This is a genomic window from Arcticibacterium sp. GJ41-1, from assembly GCF_055808875.1.
Genome location: NZ_CM147888.1, coordinates 2,792,165 through 2,807,624 on the forward strand (window position 1 = coordinate 2,792,165; position 15,460 = coordinate 2,807,624).

Consider the following 15,460-nt stretch of genomic DNA (forward strand, 5'->3'; position numbering starts at 1 on the left):
TATAATGCCAGAAAAAAACAATTTAGAACTCTCAGGCATTATTACGCCTCTTGTTACGCCTTTAAAGTCTGATTTTAGTTTAGATGATGCGGCCTTAGCTAAAATTATCAATCATGCCATAGCTGGTGGCGTTAGCTCTATATTTCCTTTAGGAACCACGGGCGAGTTCGCTAGCTTCAGTTTAAACTTCCAATTGGACGTTATAAAGAAGGTTTGTGAGCAGGTTAATGGTAGGGTAGCTGTTTTGATAAGTATTACCTCTTCTTGTGTAGAAGACACTTTAAAGCTAGCCGAAATGGCAGAAAAGTGTAATGCAGATGCCGTAGTAGCTACTTTACCTTTTTACTTTCCATTAAGTCAAGACGAGATTAATAGTTATTTTACGCTGATAGCTGATAGTGTGAAATTGCCACTTTACCTGTATAATATGCCAGGTAAAACAAAGATTAATATTGCCCCCGAAACGGTCAATGTTTTGGCAAAGCACCCAAATATCATTGGACTTAAAGATAGCTCTGGCGATATGGGTTATTTTGAAACCGTAAGCAAATTAGTGGATGAGCCAGGTTTTAGTTTATACGTTGGGCCTGAAGAAGAACTAGCCGAAGCTTTGAGGTTAGGAGCCAAAGGCGGAGTAAACGGTGGTTCAAACCTCTTTCCAAAGTTCTATGTAGAGCTTTTTAATGCTTTTGAAAAAGGTGACTTAGCCCAAATGGATAAATTACAAACCAAGATTAGGGCTTTTAGTGCTGCCGTGTATAATTTGACCGATAACCCAAATAACTATTTACAAGGTTTAAAAGCCGCAATGTCTATCAAAGGATTATGTGAGCCTACGCTTGCTCCACCTTTGCAGGCTTTAGGAAGTGCCGATATGGAAAGATTGAGAATAGTTTTAAATGATTGGACATGAAAACAAACTCGATTGATCTTATAATTTTTGGTGTTTACTTACTCATGGTATTGGCTTTTGGGCTGTCTTTTTATAAGAAAAAAAGAAGTGCAAAAGGATTTACCACGGGAGAGGGCAGGTTACCTACATGGACTTTAGGTATGTCTGTTTTTGCCACTTATGTGAGTAGTATTAGTTTTTTAGCCTTACCAGGCAATGCTTTTTTGAAAGATTGGAATGGACTAGTATTCAGTTTAAGTATTCCTTTAGCGGCCTTTATTGCGGTGAAACTCTTTGTGCCGCTTTATAGAAAATTAGACAGCGAATCTGCCTATTTTTTTATGGAGGAGCGATTTGGACCATGGGCTAGAATTTATGCGTCAGCTTGTTATTTATTGACACAGTTGGCCAGAATGGGTGCTATTTTATATCTTTTGGCTTTGCCAATGCATACATTAATGGGCTGGAGTATTCCAAGTATTATCATATTTACAGGAATTCTGGTGATGGTGTATGCCACTTTAGGAGGAATAGAAGCGGTAGTTTGGACAGATGCAATTCAGGGAATAGTGCTTATTGTAGGTGCTATTATTTGTTTGGTTACTTTGATAATAGATATTCCTGGTGGTTTTGGAGGATTTGTGGAAGTAGCTTCCGAACAGAAAAAGTTTAGTCTCGGGGAATTAGGCATAAGTCTCACAGATTCATCTTTCTGGCTAATCTTGATTTATGGTTTCTTCATTAATCTTCAGAATTTTGGAGCTGACCAGAGCTATATTCAACGATATTTAGGAGCTAAAAATGATAAGGAGGCAGCAAAGTCAGTATGGATGGGTAGCTTACTTTATGTACCAGTTTCTATCATGTTTTTTATGATAGGCACAGCTCTTTGGGTGTATTATCAATCTTTTCCTGAACTCTTACCTACAGGAATGGCGGCAGATAAAGTGTTCCCGCATTTTATAGTAAACCAACTTCCGGCAGGTTTGACAGGCTTATTAATAGCTGCTATATTCTCAGCAGGGATGAGTACGGTAAGTACCAGTATTAATAGTTCTGCCACAGTTTTGCTTTCTGATTATTATAGGAAGTTTAGTAAAACCGAGGTTTCCGAAAAAGCATCTATTGGCTTTTTGAGACTTTCATCTTTGGTGATGGGTTTATTAAGTATTGTGGTGGCTTTGGCCTTTAATGGTGTAACCAGTGCTTTAGATACTTGGTGGGCATTGGCATCTATATTTAGTGGTGGTATTTTAGGTTTGTTCTTATTAGGACTTTTGATAAAGAACATTACACCAAAATCTGCTTTAATTGCCGTAAGCGTAGGTATTGTGTTTATACTTTTTACTAGTCTTACACCATTTTTCGGAATAGCACCATTAATCCATTCAAATTGGGTAGTGGTTATAGGTACGCTGTTAATCTTTGGTGTTGGCTGGGGATTGAGTAAACTAAAAAAATAGTTAGTCCTATTTTTAGTTGTAAGAGGGTTTCAAATCTTTAATAAAGATTGAAACCCTCTTCTTGTTTTATACCAGTAATGATTCTATTGGTTTGCGTTTAAGTGATATTATATTTTGGTAATATTAATTATTTGATAGAATAGTTGTTGTAATGCTTTTTCTTCGATATTTTTAGTTGTTCGAGATTACTAAAATGTCTTATAATCATGGAAAACACATTCATCAAAAGCGAAATTTGGTCTTTGACCATTGCTGGTGTTTACCAGCGAGTAAAAATTTATAAAGATGCACTGCTCACAGCGGATATTGATTTTTTTGAAAGTCAGTTGAAAAGTTATGTTTTGGTTTTGGAACATGAACATTATAAGAAACCAGTCTCTTCTGAAAAGCATATAGAGAATATAGAACAATTGGCTTCTTTCTTCGAAGACTCGGGTGTTTTGGATGAAAACGTGCCGCCTTTTGGTATTGCTCAGAAATTCTTAAACCTATACCTGAAATATGTATGGTGTTTAGGGGAAATTAAAGTACCGCCACATTTTCCTATTGATAGGTCAATTCAGAAAACCATGGGAATACCAGCAGAAAAGGTTTTGGCTTGGACTGAAATTACAAATAAGGAGGTTTACATGAGCATCATAGACTTAGGTCAAAAGCTAAAAGGAGAAGTGAGTTTGGCAGATTTTGAATTAAGGCTATTTAATGAGAAGCGATTAGTGGCTTAATTAAGCATTTAGGTATATATTGTGTGAAAAATAGTCATTAAAACTAAAATATACTTGTCATGTTTGTAGGTCATTATGCCGCTGCCTTTGCTTTAAAAGGGAAAGAAAACGGAGCTTCTTTAGGGATGCTTTTTATAGCTACTCAGTTTGTAGATATCTTGTTTTTCCCGCTAACTCTTCTCGGGATAGAACGTTTAAATTTAGTAGAGAACTTTACCGCTGTCAATAACTTTGACTTAGCCTATATGCCTTATACGCATGGTTTATTGGGGACCTTAATTTGGTCGGTCTTGTTTTATGCCCTTTACTTTTTCTTTTTTGCTAAAAACAAGGTTAACAAAAGAAGTATTGCCATGGTGATGGCTCTTGGGGTTTTGTCGCATTGGTTTGCAGATTTGCTGGTACATACACCTGATTTACCACTCATTAATGGCGAACCAAAATTTGGATTTGGCCTATGGCAAAACAAAGAGTTGACCTTTGCTTTGGAAGCTATACTCCTAATTGCGAGTTTAATTTACTACCTCAAAAAGACCACCGAAAAAGCTAAAATAGGGAAGTATTTAGCCATTGGTTTTGTTGGTTTTCTTTTACTGGTCAATTTCCTCAACTTCTATGTTTTGCCACAAGATGATAATCTAGTTTCGGTAGCCATTTCGGCTGTCTTGGCATATTTTGTGTTAGCGGGTATTGCGTTTTGGGTCGGCTACAAGCGAACTTAATAGAGTTTATAAAGCATTGTTTGAACATTTTCAAGGAATGCTAAAGTTGATTTGTTGCTCCAATTTTCATTGACTTATTTCAATGGTATAAAAAATGGAGAAAGTATGTTCGGAATAATAAACTTTGGAGCATTTGTTTTAAGTGGAATCTTGGTCAATGTTGCCCCAGGGGCAGATACTATGTTTATACTAGGAAGAAGCATCTCTCAGGGGAAAAAGTCTGGTATCTATTCGGCTTTAGGAATCCTTGGAGGGGCTTTAATTCACTGCATAATGGCAGCATTTGGCTTGTCTATATTATTGGCAAAGTCGGCCTTGGCATTTTCCATAGTGAAATACATAGGAGCGGCGTATCTTTTGTTTTTAGGTTTGAAACTCTTGTTTTCAAAAGACTCAAAACTGGACGAGCTAAGTTCAAATCCAAAATCAGAAAGTCTGCGTAAGGTGTTTTGGTCTGGTGTACTAACAGATTTACTAAACCCGAAAGTGGCCTTGTTTTTCCTCGCTTTTCTGCCTCAGTTCATTAATCCAACTTACGCCGAAAATGCTATTCCTTTTCTCATTTTGGGTTTTACTTTTCTTTTTACGGGCTCCATTTGGTGTATAGGTGTGGCCATTTTTGCCGCTAAACTTTCAGAGAAATTCAGAGAAAATCCTAAAATTAAATATTGGCTAGATAGGATAACAGGAGGCTTATTTATAGGGCTAGGTGCTAAATTAGCTTTCAGTAAAGGCTAATTGGTTTAGGAGACTCTATCCGCTAAATTTGTTCTCTCACTTAATAATAATCATGGCAAAGATTCATCCAGAAATATCAGAAGACCTTAAGAAGTTTATAGAAGCTCAGCACATTTTTTTTGTAGGTACTGCCATGCAAGATGGGAAGGTAAATGTTTCCCCAAAAGGAGGTGATGCATTGAGAGTGCTTGGACCTAATAAAATACTGTGGCGAAACCTTACAGGGAGCGGAAATGAAACTGCGGCACACATTAAAAAAGTAAATAGAATTACGCTTATGTGGTGTGCTTTTGAAGGCAAACCTATGATACTTCGCTGTTACGGTACGGCCAAGGTCTATCACGAAAGAGATGCCGAATGGGAAGAACTAAATGGTTTATTCCCGCTTAGCAATGGAGCAAGACAAGTTTATGAAATCGATGTAGAAACTGTCCAAACATCCTGTGGATTTTCAGTGCCTTTTATGGACTTTAAGGAAGATAGAGATGTTCTGGAAAAATGGGCAGAAAATAAAGGACGGAATGGGATTAAGGATTACTGGCAAGAAAAAAACACCAAAAGTTTCGACGGTGCCGAAACGGGTATTTTAGAATAGGTCAGTCGTTAAAAATGAAAAAGCCTAAACCTCCTGGGTCTTTTATTATAATGTTTTCTACATTGCCAGAAGGGTTGAAAGCTGTGACTTCTTGCGTTATAGGAATATGAAGACGTCTTAATTTATTAATGATTTCTGCGTTTCTTCGTCCATTAAAAAAAGTCACTGAAGGGTTAAAAAACAAATGCGGACAGGTGAATGGCTTCATGATGCTGATGTTGAAATCATTATCATTTATAAGGCTTATCCAACTATTGTTTTCACCTTCATGTGTTTTCTTAAAACCAATTATTCTAAATAGCTCTTCGGACCTAAGCAAATCAGGACTTTCTAAACTTATGCCGGCATTTTTTCCGAGGAGAGAAGGTGAAATATGGTCAATTTCTGGCTGTGCTAAGCGTTCTTCTATTAAATAGACCCACATACCAGAAGGACTCCCAAGCATATAACCATTTTCTATCTCATGTACTTTAAATTCGTTTCCCAAAAGCTTAACCTCTTTAGACCAGTTAGGTTTAAAGATTTTAAGGCCAGCTCTAGCGAAATTGTCAGGGTTTATTTCAATAATTATTTTGCCATCAGAGAGTAAGTCTAAGCTCTTATCAGGAATTGTTTTGAAATCTAATTTACTGTAAAATTCGTGACTCAGTAATTTGTTACCTGTTGGGGTTTGAAGCAAGGTTTTCATGTGCAAGTCTGTTATCTAGTCAAGAGCAAATACGCTAATTTAGTTAAAGATGTTCACTTTTAAAATGATTTTATTTTGCACCTTTCCTAGATAGTTTTAATCTTGTGTGCTGTGTTATAACTTGAATCAAGACAGATGAATATTCACCCTATTAGCTTTTTGTTTTTACTAGTCTTTGTTTTTTCTGGCAGCCAAGAGATGCCTATTAAAGAGAAAATGAAACTTTCAGACTATAACTTCTTCGAAGGTGAATTGAGCGATTTAAAACCTACTGATGAAGTTTACCCGTATTCTTTAAAAACACCTTTGTTTACAGATTATGCGGAGAAATTACGTTTTGTAGTTTTGCCAAACGGGTCTAAGATAGATTATAACGCTACCGAGGTTTTAGACTTTCCCATAGGGACTACGCTTATCAAAACTTTTTATTATCCGAATGATTTTACTAAACCGAAAAAAGGAAGAAGGCTTTTAGAGACTAGGCTTTTGATAAGAGATGAAAAAGGTTGGCGAGCACTGCCATATGTATGGAATGAAGAGCAGACTGAAGCCTATTTAGAGGTGGCAGGGGAGACTTTTGAAGTGAAGTATGTGGATATTAACGGTAAAAAGAAAAAGCACCTTTACGGTGTGCCTAACCTAAATCAATGTAAGGGCTGTCATAACAGAGATGAAGTTTTAATGCCCATTGGTCCTAGTGCCAGGCAGTTAAATTCAGAACTAGATATTCCTGCATACTTAAGTTCAAATGCCTTGAAAACCTATCAAAAAGGGAATCAATTAAAGATGCTTATTGACAAAGGTATTTTAGAGAATATTCCTGAGAATCATAATTTTCCTGAAATAGCAAATTGGCAAGATACGGATGACAGTTTGAACGAAAGAGCACGAGCATGGTTAGATATTAACTGTGCTCACTGCCATAGGCCAGACGGCCCTGCAAATACCTCAGGCCTTAATCTTAGTATTCATAATACAGATGCAACTAGCCTTGGTATTTTAAAAGCACCAGTAGCAACTGGAAGAGCATCAGGAGATTTAGTGGCCGATATTACTCCGGGAAAGGCCGATGAGTCCATTTTAGTTCGTCGTTTGGCTTCTACCGACCCAGGTGTTATGATGCCAGAGTTAGGTCGTAAAACAGTTCATGAAGAGTCTCTAAAACTAATTAAAGACTGGATAAATCAAATGGAGTAGTAAACGATTAGTTTCCGGTCAATTAAAAATCAGGGAGGGTCTTAAGTAAAATACTTAGACACAAGACTTTCGAATCAAAATTTAAGAAACTCTAGTAAATCCGTGTAGACCTTTTATTGGTCTCAGAAATAGTTAAAACTATGCAATTTATTGCATTTCGCTTTCAGCTTCTAAAAATGTGCTATTTTGGTATATGGATTTTCAAAGATCAAACGGGCATAGTATTTCCAGACTTACAGTTCACATAGTGTGGTCAACAAAATATCGCCATGCAGTTCTAAGTGGGGATATCAAGCTTCGTTGTCGTACCTTGTTGATACAGATTTGTGAGGCAGAAGGAGTTCAAATATTGAAGGGAGTCGTTTCAAAAGATCATGTACACATGCACCTGGAATACCGTCCCTCTCAGTCGATAAGTCAATTGGTTAAACTGCTAAAAGGACGTTCATCGAGGAAATTGCAAATGGAGTTTCCTGAATTGAAGAAGCGTTACTGGGGTCGCCATTTCTGGGCAATAGGCTTTGGTTGTTGGAGTACTGGAAATATTACCGATGAAATGGTTAACGAGTATTTGGAGCATCATAGAAATCCAAATGAGAGTAATAATACTAATTTTATCGTCGAATAGGCAGACTTTCAGTCTGGACTCAAAACTATGGACTTTCAGTCCATAGTGGTTTATTTAAGGGTTGTCTACAAGGTTTTTCTTTATAAATACCGATTAAAGGGGCGACTAAGCTTGGAAAGGTCAGTAATACACAGACCCTGGCAGGGTTAATAAGCTTAAGCATTATCAATCAAACCCTTGTGCCACCGATTTCGTAACTCATTTAAATCATCATTTGAATGCAGGTATTTTACTGTTTTATTGTTGGTCTATTTTTGTGTTCGTTTCAAACGAATGCTCAAACCTGCTGTTCGGGCGGAGTGCCTATTTCAAATTCTCTGGGTTTGCCAATTATTAACAAAAATGCAATTCAGTTTAATGTGTCTTATGATTATAATAATCTAAGCACTTTAGTTCAGGACAAGGAGAGAATTGATGATGATTCGCGAACACGTGTTACACAGACAACGATGTTGCAATTGGGTATTGGTTTATCCCCAAAATGGTCTATAGAAATGCTTGTTCCTTACATAAAGCAATCAAGGAGAATTGTTCAATTGGTAAATGAGGATTTTGTATCCACAAGTGGATTAGGGGATGTAAGCACTTTGATTAGCTATAGTTTTCTGAAACCATTGTCAACCGTTTCGTTTTCTGGGGGAATTGGGCTGAAAGCACCCACGGGAAGCATTAATAATAAAAACAATCAAGGAATTGTTCTTAATGCTGATATGCAACCGGGCACAGGTGCATGGGATGTTTTTTCTTTATTGCGATTTGTTAGCCCCTTTGGCAGTCGAAAAAACATTAATTTCTATTCCAATGTAATCCTTAGTCATAAAGGGGTTAATCAAGATTACCAACCAGATTTGGGATATAAATTTGGTGACGAGCAGCAAGTTACGATTGGTGTTAATGCTCAAGGATTGGCGTTTAAAAGTCTTTGGAATATAGGTCTAGGTGCTAGGTTAAGGAATGTAAATTCAAATCAAATAAATAAGCAGATTGTTGGTAGTACGGGTGGTCATTGGGTATTAGGAACAGCAAATTTGTCACACTGGATTTTGCCTAACAAAACATCTATCAATTTAACTACAGACATACCTTTATTAGTCTCGGTTTCTGGTCTTCAAAATGTACCGACGTATAGAATAAACCTTAGTTTTTATAGTGTCTTAGATTTAAAAAAGAAAGAATGATGAGCAAAAATAAAGTGTTTTTCATTGGCTTGGTTGTACTTGTTTCGGCTTGCAATAAGAATGTAGAACCTAAAGCTAGAGCAGGAAACACGGGCAATGTTTTAAATGAGGAATGGGATATTCCGTTTGCTCAAGTAAAAGATGGTGGAGTAGGGAAGGACGGTATTCGGTCTATTGATGCACCAGTGGTGGTAGAAGGAGACGCCGCTACTTTTCTTAAAGATGAAGAATTAGTTTTAGGAATTAAATATGGGAACACGGCTATTGCTTACCCTCATAAAATTCTTGATTATCATGAAATTGTAAATCATGGCATTGAAGATTTTAGTTATTCCATTTCCTATTGCCCTTTAACAGGAACTGGCATTTTATTTAACAGAAACATTGATAGTAAATTGACCACTTTTGGAGTGTCAGGCCTCTTATTTAACTCTAATTTAATTCTATACGATAGAGAAACAGACTCTAATTGGCCACAAATGATGTTGAAATCTGTGAATGGAGTACAAAGGGGCAAAAAAAATGAGTTTCATCAATTAATAGAAACCACATGGGCTACATGGAAAAAATGGTATCCTGATTCTAAAGTGATGAGTGTAAGCCAAGATGTGGGTCGAAATTATGACAGATACCCATACGGGAACTATAAAACAAATGATGATTATCTATTGTATTCGGTACCTGCTAAATTGAAAAATATTCCCAACAAAGAGCGTATTTTGGGTATACGAAATAATGGAGTTGTTGCTTATAGTAGATTTAATGCTTTTGCTGAGGAAACTGGTTTCAGAACTAGGTCTGTAGGGGGCGATGATATTTATGTCTTTGGTTCTATAATAGACAACTATATGTTTGCTTTTAAAGCCAAAACTCTCGACGGTGTAAAGGTAGAAATTGATGAAGTACTGCTCGGAACAGCTTCAGGAGCACTATTTAGAGATACTGAAGGAAATGTCTGGAGTATTTTTGGTGAAGCCACAGAGGGTGAAAAAAAAGGTCAAAAGCTACAAATTCCTGAAAACTATATAGGTTATGCCTTTGCTTGGGCTGCATTTTATGCCGAATCTTTTGTAGTTGAATAAATTTTGAAAAGTTCATAGATTAATAAAAAATGATATTGATTAGAGGTTTGAAAATAAGGGAACTATGTTTTTTTATACCCTTATTCTAATCTGCTGATTGGTCAATATTGAAATATGATTAAGGTATTTAATTATCTTTGCAGCTATAACATCATGAAAGAAATGAAACCTGTTTATAAAGCCCATCCTTGGCATGGAATCTCCATCGGCGAAGATGCACCCAATATTGTTACCACATTTATAGAGATTGTACCGTCTGATACTATTAAGTATGAGATAGACAAAGAGACTGGTTACTTGTCTATTGATAGACCTCAAAAGTACTCTAACATTGTTCCTTCTCTTTATGGTTTTATACCAAGAACTTACTGTGGCGATAGAGTAGCAGACTTTGCAAGAAAAAATGGAGCGGAGAATGTCAAAGAAGGAGACGGCGACCCACTTGATATTTGTGTACTTTCTTCTCACCATATTCCTCATGGCGATATTTTACTTCAGGCAAGACCTATTGGTGGCTTGTGTTTAGTAGATAAAGGTGAGGCAGATGATAAGATTATTGCGGTCTTGGTAGGTGACCATATTTATGGAGAATACCAAGATTTGAAAGATATGCCTAAAGACGTAGTAGAGCGTCTTAAGCATTACTTTTTAACATATAAAAACCTCCCTGACGAGCCTAAACACTGTGAAATAGCTCACGATTATGGTGTAGACGAGGCCAAAGAGGTTATTAAATTAGCTATGAAAGATTATAGAGATATAATCTTCAATCCGATTTAAAGATTATTTAGAAAATCGATAGTGTTAACATTGTCGGCAAATTCGTCCAAAACGGGAGATTGACTTTTTCCAAATGGAGTATAGTTTTTGCCGACAATGCACTGAATCTTCTCTTGATGAGCATTTAGCTTCTTTTCTAAAGCATTCTCATCCGCATATTCCTCATAGAAAACCACACTGATAGGGCTAACCAAATTCTCACTTTGGGTTACCAGAAGAAATCCATTATCATAATGATGATTTCTATTTACCAAGTATATAGATTTATTATAATCGTAATTATTACTGTATTTATGATGAATATGTATGGTGTTCCAATATTCAATAGATTCAAAAAACGTGTCGAACTTATAGCCTTTCGGCACAAAGAACTTGGAGACGTTTCTGCAGCCTAGACCAAAAAACTGAAAAATGTCATAACCTAAGTTTCGTAATTCTTCGCGGCTTTCGGTTCCCGTCAAAACAGCTACAGAGCTTCTGTTTTTTCTGATTATGTTTGGTTTCTTACCAAAATAGTATTCAAAGTATCGTGACGAATTATCACTTCCAGTGGCAATAAATGCATCTGCTGCATTCAGCCTATCGGCAATTTCTATTTGAGAACTAATTTCAGGGTCAATTTCAATCAGTTTAGCAATGACTTTCTGCATTAAAACGCTATCTGAGCTGCTAAGCTTTATTAAAGCTATATTCCCAGTAAGTAGAATGCACATTAAATCATGAAAGCCTACCAAGGGGATATTTCCTGCTGCTATTACACCAATTTTTTTAGGATGTTCATTATCCTTAATATGCTTACTAAAGGCTACTAGGTCTTCTTTTTTAAGGAACTCTTGGCCAATGTTTTTCAAAGCGAGCAGGACATTATCTTCCGTAAACCAGCCATTTTCGCCCTTACATAGAGAGGCCCAATATTTTAAATCTTCTTTAGAACTCTCCGCGTTCAGGAATTCACCCAATTTAGAAAATAGTATTATTCTGTTCTCTAATGTCATTTTTTATATGCAGTAATGCCTTTTTTAATATTCGCTGTAAAATTACTAAGCTCTTGAAACTTTGTAGTCTTATATTTGTTCTTTATTTGAAATAACAACAGAACTGCTATGGCAATTATTATAACAGACGAATGCATAAACTGTGGGGCTTGCGAGCCTGAATGCCCTAATACTGCAATTTATGAAGGAGGAATAGAATGGACTTGGGCTGGTGGAACTGCTTTGGAAGAAGTAGATTTTGGTGATGGCACCGTAATTGATGCCAAAGATGACCAAGAGCCAGTTTCAGACGAATTTTACTATATAGTTTCAGATAAGTGTACTGAATGTATGGGTTTCCATGAGGAGCCTCAGTGTGCTGCGGTTTGCCCAGTAGATTGCTGTGTGCCAGACCCTGATAAAGTAGAAGATGAAGAAACACTTTTAGCTAAGAAGTCGTGGTTACACGCTGAAGCTTAATAGATAGATTTTATAGGAATTGAAACCTCACCATTTTGGTGAGGTTTTTTTATGCCTTGTTTTCTCATTATAGATTTGGTTTATACGAGTTATTTGTTTGCGTTTCTTTTGTGTTTTAGATAAATTGCCAAATATTAATTCTATCCTTTATTGTCTTCCTGTTTTGATTATTTGATAGATATATATTAATAAATGATGAAATGTGCCCTTGTATAGCTATAAGTTAGCTATTTATTTAAGCTTAATAAGGGGTAATCCTATATTTGCATTATTAATTATCGAATTAGGGTTCGGTATAAAATATTGATTAATGTAAAATTTGTAAAATATAATTAGGTTGATGTATGCGGTGCGTCAAAAACACAATTTATTGTGGTTTTGTTGTACTCCGAAAGCAAACTACTCACCTTTGGTGAGTAGTTTCTTATTATATAGCTATTCAGAACTTGCCAGTTCTTTGGAAAGTGTTTTTGTTTCATTGGCGTATTCCTCTATTTGATTTTCATAAAGAATGTATTCTTTTATCTTGAGACGTTCGGTCTATCTATAAATGTAAGCTCGTTTAAAGTATTATATAAGTAAAGCTAGGACATAGCTTTAGAATTTGCCAAATAGCTCTTTGCTTCTCTGTTAAAACAGATAACTAAACCTAACTTATTTTTTGGCGGTAAAGGAAGTTTTGAAAAATATGCTTGGAGTGCTGATGGCAAGTCACTAGTATTTGTGACGTATTCAGATAAAATAGAATAGATAGCGTTTTTGAGAGGCAATTAATGCTTCTCAAAAACTAAGTCTGTTTCAGACACTTCAACCAGTCCTTTATCATTAAAACCTGTTAAAGAAACCTCTTTGGTAGTATTGATAAGAAGTGGGTCATATTTGGCGGTAATTCTTACATAGTTTTCCGTCCAGCCGTGCATTTGTCCTTCTTCTACATCATCTTCAAACAAGACATTTTTGGTCTTGCCTAGTTGGCTTTCGTAAAATGCTCTTTTCTTTTTCTCCGATAGGATATGGAGCATTTTGGAACGTTTAGATTTGTCTTGCTTGCTCACTTTAGGGTGAATAGCTACGGCTTCCGTATTTGCTCTTTCTGAATAAGAAAAAACATGGAGGTAGCTTAGATCTAATTCGTTTATATAATTATACGTTTCTAAGAATCTTTCCTCTGTTTCACCAGGGTGCCCTACTATTACGTCCACACCAATGCAGCAGTTAGGCATTAGCGACTTGATTTGTTTTACTCGGTCAATGTATAGGTCTTTCTTATATCGTCGCTTCATGAGCCTTAAAACCTCTGGGCTACCAGATTGAAGCGGGATGTGAAAATGAGGAACAAAACGTTTTGATTTAGCTACAAATTCTATGGCCTCATTACTGAGAAGGTTTGGCTCTATGCTAGAAATACGGAACCTTTCAATTCCCTCTACTTGGTCTAAAGCCTTTATTAAGTCTAAAAATGTTTCTTCTCTAATTCCGTTTCTTAATCCAAAGTCTCCAATATTGACACCCGTTAAAACAATTTCTTTTACGCCATTAGAGGCGATATCCTCAGCTGCCTTTACAATGTTAGCAACAGTGTCAGAACGGCTCTTTCCTCGTGCTAACGGTATAGTACAGTACGTGCAAGGGTAATCACAACCGTCTTGCACCTTTAGAAAAGTACGAGTACGGTCATTTAAAGAGTAGGAGGTATGGTAATCTAGGTCATGCTCGTCAATTTCAGAAGCGAAAACCTTACCAGTAGAAGTGGCATTTGAGGCCGAAGGCTCTTTCACAAAATCTCCAAGAAGGTCTAGCAGCCTAAATTTCTCAGCAGCACCTAACACGGCATCCACACCAGGTATTTCAGAAATTTCTGTTGGTTTCAGTTGTGCGTAGCATCCAATTATGGCTACATAACCGTCAGGGTTAATGGCGTTAGCCTCTCGCACTATCTTCCTACATTTCTTATCGGCATTGTCTGTAACAGAACAGGTATTGATAATAAATATATCTGGCTTCTCTGAGAAGTCAACTTTGGCGTAGCCCTTATCCTCAAACATTCTACCGATGGTAGAGGTCTCTGAGTAATTCAACTTACAGCCTAATGTATAAAATGCTACTTTCTTCATTTCTTTCACAAAGGTAAGAAGTTAATTTTTACGCTTTTGGTTTCCTATAAACAAAAAAAACCTCCCAGAGCTAGTCTGAGAGGTTTAGAATATAGTAGTAGGCTAATTAAATATTAGCACTTTTTACCGTTTTGATAATTCTACCAGCAATTTTGTAAGGATCTCCGTTAGATGCAGGTCTTCTGTCTTCTAACCAACCTTTCCATCCTTTCTCAACCGCAATTAGAGGGATACGAATAGATGCTCCTCTATCAGAAATTCCCCAAGAGAAATCTGTGATAGCTGCAGTTTCGTGTAATCCAGTTAAACGTTGGTCGTTAAACTCACCGTATACCGCGATATGCTCTTTCACTACTGGTCTGAAAGCTTCACAGATAGCTGCATAAACTTCTTTGTCGCCACATGTTCTCAAAGTAGTATTAGAGAAGTTAGCATGCATACCAGAACCATTCCAATCCATGTCTTTTCCTAATGGTTTTGGGTGATACTCTATATAGTAACCATATTGCTCAGTCAATCTGTCTAAAAGATATCTCGCTATCCAAAGCTCGTCACCGGCAAGTTTAGCACCTTTTGCAAACAATTGAAATTCCCACTGTCCGCTAGCCACTTCTTGGTTAATTCCTTCAAAGTTAAGACCAGCTTCAATACAAAGGTCTGCATGTCTTTCTACTAAATCTCTTCCGTGTGTGTTTTTTCCACCTACTGAGCAGTAGTACATTCCTTGAGGAGCAGGATATCCTCCAATAGGGAAACCTAAAGGAAGCTGAGTAGCAGTATCCATTATAAAATACTCTTGCTCAAATCCGAACCAGAAATCATTATCATCATCATCAATCGTTGCTCTACCGTTAGACACGTGAGGTGTTCCGTCAGCATTCATAACCTCTGTCATTACCAAATATCCGTTGATACGGTCTGGATCTGGATAAATTGCAACAGGAACCAATAAACAGTCAGATGAGCCACCTTCAGCTTGACGCGTTGAAGAACCATCAAAAGACCAGTTTCCTATTTCCTCTAAGGTGCCTTTAAAGTTTTCGTGTTCTTCTACTTTAGTTTTACTTCTTAAGTTTTGAGTAGGGAAGTAACCGTCTAGCCAAATGTACTCTAATTTAATTTTTGCCATGATTGTGATTAATTGTTGTAAATGATATGAATCATAAAATATTAGAACAAATATATATGAATAGTCGATAGATTA

Annotated in this window: 16 protein-coding genes; 12 read left to right on the plus strand and 4 right to left on the minus strand. The window is 36.7% G+C overall.

Going from position 1 to position 15,460, the window contains the following annotated elements:
* Positions 1 to 4: 4 nt before the first annotated feature.
* The 6 genes from AC0L6O_RS11610 (at position 5) to AC0L6O_RS11635 (ending at position 5,135) form a co-directional block, all read left to right on the plus strand.
* Entirely contained in the window at positions 5 to 913 is a 909-nt protein-coding gene (locus tag AC0L6O_RS11610) for a dihydrodipicolinate synthase family protein (RefSeq protein WP_473302520.1), read from the plus strand.
* The gene (locus tag AC0L6O_RS11615; protein ID WP_473302522.1) at positions 910 to 2,355 is read left to right on the plus strand and encodes a sodium:solute symporter family protein; all 1,446 of its coding nucleotides are present in this window, start codon (positions 910 to 912) and stop codon (positions 2,353 to 2,355) included. The genes AC0L6O_RS11610 and AC0L6O_RS11615 overlap by 4 nt, the downstream gene beginning before the upstream one ends.
* A 206-nt stretch (positions 2,356 to 2,561) precedes the next feature.
* Positions 2,562 to 3,080 (plus strand): hypothetical protein, encoded by a 519-nt coding sequence (locus AC0L6O_RS11620; protein WP_473302523.1) that lies wholly within the window; start codon positions 2,562 to 2,564, stop codon positions 3,078 to 3,080.
* A 59-nt stretch (positions 3,081 to 3,139) separates the two neighbouring features.
* Positions 3,140 to 3,802, plus strand: coding sequence for a hypothetical protein (locus AC0L6O_RS11625; protein WP_473302525.1), 663 nt, complete (start codon positions 3,140 to 3,142; stop codon positions 3,800 to 3,802).
* A gap of 105 nt (positions 3,803 to 3,907) precedes the next feature.
* Positions 3,908 to 4,540: a LysE family translocator gene (locus tag AC0L6O_RS11630; protein WP_473302526.1), complete on the plus strand. Its 633-nt coding sequence runs from the start codon at positions 3,908 to 3,910 to the stop codon at positions 4,538 to 4,540.
* Between the two features lie 52 nt (positions 4,541 to 4,592).
* Positions 4,593 to 5,135, plus strand: coding sequence for a pyridoxamine 5'-phosphate oxidase family protein (locus AC0L6O_RS11635; protein ID WP_473302527.1), 543 nt, complete (start codon positions 4,593 to 4,595; stop codon positions 5,133 to 5,135).
* 1 nt (position 5,136) lies between these two features.
* Here the strand turns inward: AC0L6O_RS11635 and AC0L6O_RS11640 are convergent, their stop codons facing one another.
* The gene (locus tag AC0L6O_RS11640) at positions 5,137 to 5,823 is read right to left on the minus strand and encodes a hypothetical protein (RefSeq protein ID WP_473302529.1); all 687 of its coding nucleotides are present in this window, start codon (positions 5,821 to 5,823) and stop codon (positions 5,137 to 5,139) included.
* Positions 5,824 to 5,958: 135 nt separating this feature from the next.
* Here AC0L6O_RS11640 and AC0L6O_RS11645 point away from each other — a divergent pair, with 135 nt between their 5' ends.
* The 5 genes from AC0L6O_RS11645 (at position 5,959) to AC0L6O_RS11665 (ending at position 10,688) form a co-directional block, all read left to right on the plus strand.
* Complete coding sequence (locus AC0L6O_RS11645; protein ID WP_473302530.1) at positions 5,959 to 7,020, plus strand: SO2930 family diheme c-type cytochrome; 1,062 nt, start codon at positions 5,959 to 5,961, stop codon at positions 7,018 to 7,020.
* 193 nt (positions 7,021 to 7,213) lie between these two features.
* A complete protein-coding gene (gene tnpA / locus AC0L6O_RS11650) occupies positions 7,214 to 7,648 on the plus strand; it encodes an IS200/IS605 family transposase (RefSeq protein WP_473302532.1) in 435 nt (144 codons plus the stop codon).
* 218 nt (positions 7,649 to 7,866) lie between these two features.
* A complete protein-coding gene (locus tag AC0L6O_RS11655; protein WP_473302533.1) occupies positions 7,867 to 8,826 on the plus strand; it encodes a hypothetical protein in 960 nt (319 codons plus the stop codon).
* Positions 8,823 to 9,908 carry a DUF3179 domain-containing protein gene (locus AC0L6O_RS11660; protein ID WP_473302534.1) on the plus strand — a complete coding sequence of 362 codons (1,086 nt, stop codon included), beginning with the start codon at positions 8,823 to 8,825 and terminating at the stop codon, positions 9,906 to 9,908. Before AC0L6O_RS11655 ends, AC0L6O_RS11660 begins: the two co-directional genes overlap by 4 nt.
* Positions 9,909 to 10,070: 162 nt before the next feature.
* On the plus strand, positions 10,071 to 10,688 hold the full coding sequence (locus tag AC0L6O_RS11665; RefSeq protein ID WP_473308523.1) for an inorganic pyrophosphatase: 618 nt from the start codon (positions 10,071 to 10,073) through the stop codon (positions 10,686 to 10,688).
* Here AC0L6O_RS11665 and AC0L6O_RS11670 read toward each other — a convergent pair.
* A complete protein-coding gene (locus AC0L6O_RS11670; protein ID WP_473302535.1) occupies positions 10,685 to 11,683 on the minus strand; it encodes an acyl-CoA reductase in 999 nt (332 codons plus the stop codon). The two genes, AC0L6O_RS11665 and AC0L6O_RS11670, sit on opposite strands and share 4 nt — an antisense overlap.
* 108 nt (positions 11,684 to 11,791) lie before the next feature.
* Here AC0L6O_RS11670 and AC0L6O_RS11675 point away from each other — a divergent pair, with 108 nt between their 5' ends.
* On the plus strand, positions 11,792 to 12,142 hold the full coding sequence (locus AC0L6O_RS11675; protein ID WP_473302536.1) for a 4Fe-4S dicluster domain-containing protein: 351 nt from the start codon (positions 11,792 to 11,794) through the stop codon (positions 12,140 to 12,142).
* A gap of 770 nt (positions 12,143 to 12,912) precedes the next feature.
* On the opposite strand, the gene mtaB is transcribed toward AC0L6O_RS11675, so the two are convergent.
* Together mtaB and AC0L6O_RS11685 are read right to left on the minus strand one after the other, a co-directional pair.
* Entirely contained in the window at positions 12,913 to 14,256 is a 1,344-nt protein-coding gene (mtaB, locus tag AC0L6O_RS11680) for a tRNA (N(6)-L-threonylcarbamoyladenosine(37)-C(2))-methylthiotransferase MtaB (protein ID WP_473302537.1), read from the minus strand.
* A 106-nt stretch (positions 14,257 to 14,362) separates the two neighbouring features.
* Entirely contained in the window at positions 14,363 to 15,385 is a 1,023-nt protein-coding gene (locus tag AC0L6O_RS11685) for a glutamine synthetase beta-grasp domain-containing protein (protein ID WP_473302538.1), read from the minus strand.
* Positions 15,386 to 15,460 lie beyond the last annotated feature (75 nt).

Coding starts and splice junctions, on each gene's coding strand:
- AC0L6O_RS11640 (WP_473302529.1), bottom strand. CDS start 5,823: ATGAAAACCTTGCTTCAAACCCCAACAGGTAACAAATTACTGAGTCAC.
- AC0L6O_RS11675 (WP_473302536.1), top strand. CDS start 11,792: ATGGCAATTATTATAACAGACGAATGCATAAACTGTGGGGCTTGCGAG.
- AC0L6O_RS11615 (WP_473302522.1), top strand. CDS start 910: ATGAAAACAAACTCGATTGATCTTATAATTTTTGGTGTTTACTTACTC.
- AC0L6O_RS11670 (WP_473302535.1), bottom strand. CDS start 11,683: ATGACATTAGAGAACAGAATAATACTATTTTCTAAATTGGGTGAATTC.
- AC0L6O_RS11635 (WP_473302527.1), top strand. CDS start 4,593: ATGGCAAAGATTCATCCAGAAATATCAGAAGACCTTAAGAAGTTTATA.
- AC0L6O_RS11620 (WP_473302523.1), top strand. CDS start 2,562: ATGGAAAACACATTCATCAAAAGCGAAATTTGGTCTTTGACCATTGCT.
- AC0L6O_RS11660 (WP_473302534.1), top strand. CDS start 8,823: ATGATGAGCAAAAATAAAGTGTTTTTCATTGGCTTGGTTGTACTTGTT.
- AC0L6O_RS11625 (WP_473302525.1), top strand. CDS start 3,140: ATGTTTGTAGGTCATTATGCCGCTGCCTTTGCTTTAAAAGGGAAAGAA.
- mtaB (WP_473302537.1), bottom strand. CDS start 14,256: ATGAAGAAAGTAGCATTTTATACATTAGGCTGTAAGTTGAATTACTCA.
- AC0L6O_RS11665 (WP_473308523.1), top strand. CDS start 10,071: ATGAAACCTGTTTATAAAGCCCATCCTTGGCATGGAATCTCCATCGGC.
- AC0L6O_RS11610 (WP_473302520.1), top strand. CDS start 5: ATGCCAGAAAAAAACAATTTAGAACTCTCAGGCATTATTACGCCTCTT.
- AC0L6O_RS11655 (WP_473302533.1), top strand. CDS start 7,867: ATGCAGGTATTTTACTGTTTTATTGTTGGTCTATTTTTGTGTTCGTTT.
- AC0L6O_RS11630 (WP_473302526.1), top strand. CDS start 3,908: ATGTTCGGAATAATAAACTTTGGAGCATTTGTTTTAAGTGGAATCTTG.
- tnpA (WP_473302532.1), top strand. CDS start 7,214: ATGGATTTTCAAAGATCAAACGGGCATAGTATTTCCAGACTTACAGTT.
- AC0L6O_RS11685 (WP_473302538.1), bottom strand. CDS start 15,385: ATGGCAAAAATTAAATTAGAGTACATTTGGCTAGACGGTTACTTCCCT.
- AC0L6O_RS11645 (WP_473302530.1), top strand. CDS start 5,959: ATGAATATTCACCCTATTAGCTTTTTGTTTTTACTAGTCTTTGTTTTT.